The sequence below is a fragment of the Pseudomonas amygdali genome (assembly GCF_002699855.1).
In the GTDB taxonomy this organism is placed as follows: Bacteria; Pseudomonadota; Gammaproteobacteria; order Pseudomonadales; family Pseudomonadaceae; genus Aquipseudomonas; species Aquipseudomonas amygdali.
The window spans coordinates 47,799-57,449 of sequence record NZ_LKBW01000135.1 but is presented as its reverse complement, the minus strand read 5'-3'; the positions used below and the strand labels follow the sequence as shown (position 1 = coordinate 57,449).

At 56.7% G+C, this 9,651-nt stretch carries 6 protein-coding genes and 1 pseudogene; 1 reads left to right on the top strand and 6 read right to left on the bottom strand.

Translation table 11 applies throughout. The features are described from left to right. Positions 1–187, bottom strand: a pseudogene (locus AO277_RS28750) (hypothetical protein); the annotation flags it as partial. A gap of 223 nt (positions 188–410) precedes the next feature. Here AO277_RS28750 and AO277_RS11695 point away from each other — a divergent pair. Beyond that, entirely contained in the window at positions 411–2,276 is a 1,866-nt protein-coding gene (locus AO277_RS11695) for an autotransporter outer membrane beta-barrel domain-containing protein (protein ID WP_044318047.1), read from the top strand. A gap of 64 nt (positions 2,277–2,340) precedes the next feature. Here AO277_RS11695 and AO277_RS11690 read toward each other — a convergent pair whose 3' ends face one another. The 5 genes from AO277_RS11690 to acnA all read right to left on the bottom strand — a co-directional run bounded on the left by AO277_RS11690 (position 2,341) and on the right by acnA (position 9,608). Continuing rightward, positions 2,341–2,865 carry a hypothetical protein gene (locus tag AO277_RS11690; protein ID WP_044318046.1) on the bottom strand — a complete coding sequence of 175 codons (525 nt, stop codon included), beginning with the start codon at positions 2,863–2,865 and terminating at the stop codon, positions 2,341–2,343. A gap of 426 nt (positions 2,866–3,291) precedes the next feature. Beyond that, complete coding sequence (locus AO277_RS11685) at positions 3,292–3,957, bottom strand: hypothetical protein (RefSeq protein ID WP_044318045.1); 666 nt, start codon at positions 3,955–3,957, stop codon at positions 3,292–3,294. A 322-nt stretch (positions 3,958–4,279) separates the two neighbouring features. Further along, on the bottom strand, positions 4,280–5,845 hold the full coding sequence (locus AO277_RS11680) for a methyl-accepting chemotaxis protein (protein WP_044318044.1): 1,566 nt from the start codon (positions 5,843–5,845) through the stop codon (positions 4,280–4,282). Positions 5,846–5,941: 96 nt separating this feature from the next. Then, positions 5,942–6,676: a CPBP family intramembrane glutamic endopeptidase gene (locus AO277_RS11675; RefSeq protein ID WP_236691214.1), complete on the bottom strand. Its 735-nt coding sequence runs from the start codon at positions 6,674–6,676 to the stop codon at positions 5,942–5,944. A gap of 187 nt (positions 6,677–6,863) precedes the next feature. Beyond that, positions 6,864–9,608, bottom strand: coding sequence for an aconitate hydratase AcnA (gene acnA / locus AO277_RS11670; protein ID WP_044318042.1), 2,745 nt, complete (start codon positions 9,606–9,608; stop codon positions 6,864–6,866). Between the last annotated feature and the right edge of the window lie 43 nt (positions 9,609–9,651).

Below are 9,651 nucleotides of genomic sequence, written 5' to 3'. Positions count from 1 at the left end.
CCGAGCTGGTAAAACAAGGGCCTGCCTGACGGCAGGCCCTAACCAGCCCGAACACAAAAAAACTGATACTCCCGTCATCAGCGGCATCGAGCGATAATAATGGTCTGTCTTTAGAGACTGAAGCAGTCACCGGATTGTGGCCGGATGAAAAGTTGCCAGATGAAACCGTTAGACGGGCTGAAATCATTACCGTAGGTCCTGATACTCCCTTCGATTCTTATCATATTGGTGATCAAAGTATTCTTAATATTGTCGGTGGGCGAGCAGACCAGGTGGTTGTGAGAGACGCTACTGTCAATATTCAGTCCGGCGTGGTTGAAAGCGGTATCAGCCTTTCCGATGCGCTGGGTAGTCTCTCCAACGCTACCGTGAAAAACGCGACAGATAGCGGCATTGTTCTTCATGGAGTGATGGGCTCTATCAACCCTGGCTCCACGGTATCGGCTCATTCAAGCGATGTATCGGGATCGGACTACGGTATTTCAGTCGGGTTGTGGGGGGCGCTGAGTATTTTCAATACCGATGTGCGCGGGTTTGCGTCGCAAAGCAAAAGTGGCCAGGGGATTTTTGTTTCTGGCGCCAATGTGCTGATCGCCGACAACAGTCATGTGACAGGCGACATGAATGGAATCCATCTGGTAGATGGATCCCAAGCCGGAATACTGGTCGGAAACAAGTCCGTTGCTGTGATTGACCGATCGATAGTCCAGGGTTTGGCCGGGGCCGCCATCAAAGTAAACCAGCGCGCTGCGCTCGACATCGAGGCCGACATTGCTGTGCAAAACCATTCCGAGCTATGGGCCGGAAATGGCAACCTGCTGGAGGTGGAAGATCACAGCACTGTCAACTTCAACGTCGACAACAGCACCCTCTACGGCGACCTTGTCGCCGATGACACCAGCACCCTGAACATCACGCTGCAAAACGACGCGCAATTGAACGGCAACATCGTCAATGGCAACCGTCTGGCGATTACCTCGGGCAGTCACTGGCAGATGCAGGGCGACAATGCCGTCAAGTCGCTTTCTCTGCACGGGGGGAGGGTTTCGTTTGCTGGTGAAGGGTTCCATACACTTTCGCTGAATGAGTTGTCAGGGGGCGGCACGTTTGGCTTGCGCGTGGATCTGGACAACAGTGTCGGAGATCTTATAGACGTCAACGGCCCGGCCAGTGGGCAGTTCGGGTTGCGGGTGCGCAACACGGGGGTGGAGGTTGTCTCTGCTGACATGGCACCGCTCAAGGTGGTGCATACCGAAGGTGGTGACGCGCAATTCAGCCTGCTGGGCGGGCGTGTCGACCTCGGCGCCTATTCTTATCTGCTGGAGCAACAGGGCAATGACTGGTTCATCGTCGGTAAAGACAAGGTCATAAGCCCCTCGACCCAGAGCGCACTTGCGCTTTACAGCGCGGCACCTGCCATCTGGATGAGTGAGCTCTCTACCCTGCGTTCGCGCATGGGCGAGGTTCGCGCAAGCGGCAGGGCGGGCGGCTGGATGCGTGCCTATGGCAACAGGCTTAATGCCACGACCAGTGATGGTGTCGGCTACCGGCAGAAGCAAAGTGGCCTGTCGCTGGGTGCCGATGCGCCTGTCGAGGTCAGCAGCGGCCAATTGGTGTTGGGTGTGCTGGGAGGGTACAGCACGTCCGGTATCGATTTGAGCCGTGGTACTACGGGAAAAGTCGACAGCTACTATGCAGGTGCCTATGCCACCTGGCTGTCGGACGACGGCTACTACGTTGACGGGGTGCTCAAGCTCAACCGCTTTCGCAACAAGGCAGATGTTGCCATGAGCGATGCAAGCAAGGCCAAGGGTGACTACACCAACAACGGGGTAGGGGGCTGGGTAGAGTTCGGCCGCCACATCAAGCTGGCGGACGATTACTTCCTTGAGCCCTTCGCTCAGCTGTCCAGCGTTGTCGTTCAGGGGCAGGAGCTGCGCCTGGACAACGGCATGAAAGCGAAGAACGATCAGACCCAGTCGGTATTGGGCAAGGTTGGCACCTCGCTCGGCCGCAGTGTTGCGCTCAAGGATGGCGGAGTGTTGCAGCCTTATGTGCGTGTCGCCATTGCGCAGGAGTTTTCGCGCCATAACGAGGTGAAAGCCAACGATGTTAAATTTGATAACAGCCTGTTCGGTTCTCGCGGCGAACTGGGCGCCGGGGTATCGGTGTCGCTGTCCGAGCGTCTGAAACTGCATGCAGACTTCGATTACATGAAAGGTCGGCATATCGAGCAACCCTGGGGTGCGAATGTGGGGCTACGCCTGGCATTCTGATTCTTAAGGCCAGTACCTGAGCAACACCAGAGCCCCCGGTGAGTGATCACCGGGGGCTCTTCAGTTATTGATCGATAAACCTGCGTTTGCGTTGCCTCTGTCGGGACGTGACAGGCACTGCATAGTTGACGTTCACCCGCAACACCGGCGATGTGCCGATCAGGCGATGATCGCGATAAAGCTCGTAATACAGGTCAACCAGACCGTACTGAACATAGGGCGTGAAGTTGTAGGAAATACACAGCACACGTACCACGCTGTTTTCGCCTACCCGATGGAAAAGCGTTGTCGATGACAGGTTTTTCCCCCAATAGAAATGGATTTCGTCACCCCAGCACATTTTGACCGACCCGGGGATATGAATGGTAATGCCCGCATGTGCCTGTTCGTTACTGATGGAATCAGGATCGATGTCAGGCAGCACAGGTGCTTTCAGCGTGTTGGAAATATCGGACGGAAGATGGAGGGGGCTCGCCTGTCGGTAGAGGCTCTCGTGGGGTGGGGCTTCTTGAACAGCACTCGCGCTTTTGGGGTTGTTTTTTTCTTTTTGGGTGCGCGCCGCTACATCCGTGGATTGTTCTTTATCCATCGTAAACTCTTTTATTGACATTAAGTTGAGTTGTTATGTATATGCCGGCAGTTGTCGGCAGCGGAAATATTACAAGGCACATAAGTGTTCAGGTCAAGTGTCTGCCCATTTCAAAGCCACGCACGGGTTGTGTATGGTTGTGAGGTTACATTTTGTAGCATGTGCGTACTAAATTATTGATCATTAGTGTCAAGGATGCTGTAAATAAAGGGTAAAGCTGGGTGCAGGTATTTTTCTTGAACTTTTTCTGCGTGAAATACCTGTAGGACGTTAACTACAGATAAATCTTACAAAAGGTAAAAAACTGCGTTTTGTCTAGATTCCCACTCATGCATAGGAATATTCACTCAACTTTATCATTAGGGTCTCGCACGCATCAGCGTGCGAAACCGTCAAGTTGTAGGCAAGAAATGTAGGCTGCTGTGCTTAAAGCTGCATTGACAGCGTCACGGAGTGCGAGAGCAGTGACAAATTGCCCGCACGGTCGATGACCTGATAATTGATGGTAACGTATTGGCTGTCCAGACCAAGCAGGAATGCTTTGCTGAAAACGATCTGCATGGGAACGGTGGCAAGGTTTTCAGGCTCCACCACATGAACCGGGCCTTCTCTGTTATTGCAGAAGGTCTGGATGCAATCGCCCGCCTGCATGTCGGCGTAGCCGGGAAGCATGCCTTTCAGCGCTTCGCCGAAATTGATTTGATGGAAGATGATTGGCGCAAGCAGTGCTGCGCCTGGGGCGGTGCGGTCGATAATCAAGGAGGTAAACGGTGAGTCCTCTTGAGTTTGGTTGATATTGTTCGTGGTCGTAAAGCACAAGGTGTATGAACGATCTTCTGCCAAAAACTTTTCGTCCAGCTCCAGATAAATTACGTCGCCAGGGCTGTTATCGTGAGTCAGGATTTTTCGTTCTCCCACCAAATGACCGTCCAGGTTCAGTTGGATGTCATAGCCCGGACGCATCTTGCTCCAAAGGCCAACCTCAACGCTCACCGGCCGGTTCAGGCTGTCAACTGGCATCAGTCCATCAATAGGGCTGGCTGCTGGAACACGTGGTGCGGAAAATTGATAGTGCTGGCTGGAATCTTTCATTTGTCTCTCCAATTAAAAAGCCAGGCCCCACATGGCGCTGAGCTAAAGTTTTACTCAGGTGATAAACGATAGTTACAGGGGTAATAAATAACTACCGCATCACCTGAATTTCAACTAATCGGAGTATGCATTCGCTGTCAATGGTCAAGAGTGCTACATTGCTGTCGTCAAAGGTGTTAAAGAAATATCCTACACAGTCTTCAGATCGCTTCTCAGATTCTGTCAGATTGATATTTAAAACTAACCGCGCACACCACTAGCGTTCCATAAAAAAGCCCCGACCAACCGAAGTTTGTCGAGGCGTTGAAAACAGTCTCAAGTCTCAGCGATTAAATCGCTCCACCAACGAATACTGCGAGTTTGCCGTATCGGTCAGTTCACCACTCAACACTGCCGAGCGATGGGCTTCGTCCGATGTCTGGTCAGCCAGGCTGGCGATGGTGGCGATATTGCGGTTGATCTCCTCGGCGACGGCGCTTTGCTCTTCAGTGGCGGTGGCGATCTGGGTGGTCATGTCAGTGATGTTGGCGACGGCCTCGCTGATGCCCACCAGTGCCTGGTCCGCTTCCAGCACCCGGGCCACGCCTTCTTCTGCCTGACGGCGACCTGCGTCCATGGTTTGTACCGCGTCGTTGGCGGTCTGCTGCAGTTTGGCGATCAGACCATGGATCTGCCCGGTGGACTCAGCAGTGCGTTGCGCCAACTGGCGTACTTCATCCGCCACGACCGCAAAGCCGCGGCCCATCTCGCCGGCGCGCGCCGCTTCGATCGCGGCGTTTAGGGCCAGCAGGTTGGTCTGGTCGGCGATGCCTTTGATCACATCGACCACGCCGCCGATTTCATCGCTGTCCTTGGCCAGTCGGGTCACGGTCAGGCCGGTTTCACCCACCGAGGTGGACAGGCGCTGAATGGCTTCGCGGGTTTCACCGGCGATATCGCGGCCGCGACGCGTCAGTTCATTGGCCTGCTGGGTGGCATCGGCAGCACGGTTTACGTGGCTGGCGACTTCCTGGGTGGTGGCGGCCATCTGGTTGATCGCGGCGGCGACCTGCTCGGTTTCCACACGCTGGCGCTCCAGCCCGGTCGAACTGGCATTGGCCAGCGAGTTGGACTGACAAGCCTGACTGGTCAAGTGTTCGGCGGTGTCCTGCAAACGCGTGAGACAAGTCTTCAGACGTGCTTCCTGGCTGAGGATCGACATTTCCAGGCGCGCTTGTGGGCCACGGCTGTCGGTATACATCTGTGCGATGAGTGGGTCAGAGGTCGTCTGCTCGGCCAGGCGCAACAAACGTTTGGTGCCGCGCTGCTGCCAGGACAACCCCAGCAGGCCCAGTGGCACTGAAAGCGCCGCCGCCAGGGCAAAGCCCCAATGCGAGTTGAGCCATACGCCGATCAGGAAGCTCAGTTGACTGACCAGAATGAACGGCAGCCAGTCCTGAAGTACCGGCAGCCACTTGTCGCGGCTCGGTATCGCGCTCTTGCCCTTGTTGATCCGGGCATAAAGCGCCTCGGCACGACGGATCTGTTCGGCTGTCGGTTTGATGCGTACCGACTCGAAACCCACCACCTTGCGGTTTTCCAGCATCGGCGTTACGTAGGCGTTGACCCAGTAATGATCGCCGTTCTTGCAGCGATTCTTGACGATGCCCATCCACGGCTGCCCGGTTTTGAGAGTGGTCCACATGTGCTCGAAAACCGCAGGTGGCACGTCCGGGTGACGCACGGTGTTGTGCGCTGCACCGAGCAGTTCCGCCTCGCTGTAACCACTGATGTCGACGAAGGCATCGTTGCAATACGTGATCGTACCGCGGGTGTCGGTGGTGGAGATCAGTCGCTGCTCGGCAGGAAAAGTCCGCTCATGTTGAGTGATGGGCTGGTTGTTGCGCATTGGGTTTCGATCCTTCGATCCGGAAGACTATGGTTTGTTATCGGCCGGCGTGTCGATAAATTGAGCGGTGCGTCACAAATGACCGGGCAGTCAGCATTACCGGCCAAGCATGGGGTAGGTGAAAAGCCCGAAGTGCACCAGATTCAGACCGAAGTGACTGATGATTGCCGCTTGCAGGCCACCAAAACGAAACGCGATGCCGTAACCCACACCTGCCATGCTCGCCAGCACCATCCACTCCCAGCTGGCGCCTGTGTGAGCGAGCCCGAACAGGCTTGCAGCAAGGGTGATCGACAGTGCGCTCGCAAACCTAGAGCCCTTGAACAGGCGCTGCAGAGCGCCTTGCAGATATGCGCGAAAAAACAGTTCTTCGGTCAGGGTCACCAGCAACAGGTTGTTGAGCAGCCATATCAGGCCTTGATCAGGCCATTTGGGTGCCCAGCCGACAACGTTGAGAATGACGGCTGCTGTCATGCAGAACGCTGACGTCACGATCAGCGCGAGAACGCCGGTTTGCAGCGAATGGGTCATGTCGACCCTGGGCATGATCCACGGGCAGGCCAGTATCAGCCAGAAGCCGATCAGAGGCTTGTCCAGATAAAGCGACATGGAAAAAACCTGGGCATCGGCCGTGAATCGGGTGGCCTCGATGACTTGCGCGCTATTGAAGCCGGGTGCCAGATGAAAAGCCAACGCGAGGCCCGTCACAATAAACAGCGCGTGACCAAAAAGGCGGATGTATTGATGGGAGGGCAACGCCACGCATAACCAGGCGAGGAGCAACAGGCTGAAACTTGCGGCCGCAGAAGGGGCAAGGCTGCCATAGGACAGTGCAAGCGCTTAGCCAGCACTCAGAAGAAAGAGAACCAGCCAGTGCCTCGTACTCATGAGATACATCCTGCTTCAAGAAGCGCAGGATTCTATCCGACGTCCAGCGATGCCGGTTTGAGCTTAGACAAATCTTCATGCACGAGCCTGACCCCTAAGCTGGGGCAGGCTGCGTGTCAGGCAATGCGTGTCAGGAAGCGATCAGCTGTCGCAACACGTAATGCAGAATGCCCCCCGCCTTGAAGTATTCCACCTCGTTAAGCGTGTCGATGCGGCACAGCACGTCGACGGTTTCCTTGCTGCCGTCTTCGCGGTTGATATGCAGAGTCAGGCTCATGCCCGGTTGCACGTCGGCGTTGGTCAGTCCGGTGATTTTCAGCGTTTCCTTGCCGGTCAGGCCCAGTGTCTTGCGGGTCTGGCCGTTCTTGAACTGCAAAGGCAGCACGCCCATACCGACCAGATTCGAGCGGTGAATCCGTTCGAAGCTTTCGGCGATGACAGCCTTGACGCCTAACAGATTAGTACCCTTGGCCGCCCAGTCGCGACTGGAGCCAGTGCCGTATTCCAGCCCCGCGATGATCACCAGCGGCGTATTTTCTGCCTGGTAGCGCATGGCTGCATCGTATATCGCCAGCTTCTCGCCGGAGGGCACATGCAACGTGTTACCGCCTTCCTCACCGCCGAGCATTTCGTTGCGAATGCGGATATTGGCGAAAGTGCCGCGCATCATCACTTCGTGGTTACCGCGGCGTGAGCCGTAGGAGTTGAAGTCCTGATACTTGACGCCTTTTTCCTGAAGGTAGCGTCCGGCGGGGCTGTCGACCTTGATATTCCCGGCAGGGGAGATGTGGTCGGTGGTCACCGAGTCGCCCAGCAAGGCGAGGATGCGCGCGTTTTCCACGTCTTCGATAACCGGTAATGGACCACCGATGTCTTCGAAGAACGGCGGGTGCTGAATGTACGTGGAGTCGTCCTGCCAGACATAAGTGGCGGCCTGTGGCACTTCGATGGCTTGCCATTGTTCGTCACCGGCAAACACTTCGGCGTATTCCTTGTGGAACATACCGGTGTTGACGCTGGCCACCGCATCGGCGATTTCCTGCTGGCTTGGCCAGATATCGCGCAGGTAAACCGGTTTCCCGTCCGACCCTTCGCCCAGTGGCTCGCTGCTGATGTCGATTCGCACCGAGCCTGCCAGTGCGTAGGCGACCACCAGAGGCGGCGATGCCAGCCAGTTGGTCTTGACCAGCGGATGGACGCGACCCTCGAAGTTGCGGTTGCCCGAGAGCACCGAGGCCACTGTCAGGTCGGATTGCTGAATGGCTTTTTCGATAGGCTCCAGCAGTGGGCCGGAGTTACCGATACAGGTGGTGCAGCCGTAACCCACCAGATCGAAGCCCAGGGCGTCGAGGTATTGGGTCAGACCTGCCGCGTTGTAATAGTCGGTCACGACTTTCGAACCGGGTGCCAGCGAGCTTTTCACCCAGGGCTTGCGCTTCAGGCCTTTCTCGACAGCTTTTTTTGCCACCAGCCCGGCGGCCATCATGACGCTGGGGTTTGAGGTGTTGGTGCAGGAGGTGATCGCCGCGATGACCACGGCACCGTCCTTCAGGTTATAGGTCTGGCCGTTGTACTCATACTGGGTTTCACCGCTGACCTGAGCCTCGTTGCCCACCGCGACACCGCCGCCGCCTTCGCTTTCCAGACGACCTTCGTCGACCTTGGCGGGCTTGACCTGCAAACCGAGAAAGTCGCTGAATGCCTTGGATACATTCGGCAGCGCGACACGGTCTTGAGGACGTTTGGGGCCTGCAAGGCTGGCTTCCACGGTACTCATGTCCAGTTCCAGACTGTCGCTGAACACCGGTTCCTGACCTGCCAGACGCCACAGGCCCTGAGCTTTGCAATACGCCTCGACCAGCTTGACGGTCTCGTCAGGACGACCGGACAGACGCAGGTAGTCCAGCGTCACCTCATCGACCGGGAAGAAACCACAGGTCGCGCCGTATTCCGGTGCCATGTTGGCAATGGTCGCCCGGTCTGCCAGTGGCAGATCAGCCAGGCCGTCGCCGTAGAACTCGACAAACTTGCCGACCACACCTTTCTTGCGCAGCATCTGGGTGACCGTCAGCACCAGATCGGTGGCGGTGATGCCTTCCTTCAATTTGCCGGTCAGCCTGAAACCGATGACTTCCGGGATCAGCATCGACACCGGTTGGCCAAGCATCGCCGCTTCGGCTTCGATACCGCCCACGCCCCAGCCCAGCACGCCAAGGCCATTGATCATCGTGGTGTGCGAATCGGTGCCGACCAGGGTGTCGGGGAACGCGTAAGTGCGGCCGTCTTCTTCCTTGGTCCACACAGTGCGGCCCAGGTATTCGAGGTTCACCTGATGGCAAATGCCGGTGCCGGGCGGCACTACGCTGAAGTTATCGAAAGCGCTCTGGCCCCAACGCAGGAACGCGTAGCGCTCACCGTTGCGCTGCATCTCGATGTCGACGTTCTCGCCGAACGCTTCGGCGTTGCCAAACTTGTCGACCATCACCGAGTGGTCGATGACCAGGTCCACCGGGGACAGCGGGTTGATGCGCTGCGGGTCACCACCAGCCTTGGCCACGGCAGCGCGCATGGCGGCCAGATCGACCACTGCCGACACACCGGTGAAGTCCTGCATCAGCACGCGGGCAGGGCGGTATTGAATTTCCCGGTCCGAACGGCGCTCGGTCAGCCAGTCGGCAATAGCCTTGAGGTCGTTGCCAGTGACGGTCTTGTTGTCCTCCCAACGCAGCAGGTTTTCCAGCAGCACTTTGAGTGACATGGGCAGTTTGTCGAGGTCGCCAAGGGAGCGGGCAGCTTCCGGCAGGCTGAAATAATGATAGGTCTTGTTGTCGATTTCGAGCGTTTTCAGGCTCTTCAGGCTATCAAGGGAGGGCATGAATGTCTCCTTTCTGGATTGTTCTCCGAACATCGGTTCACGG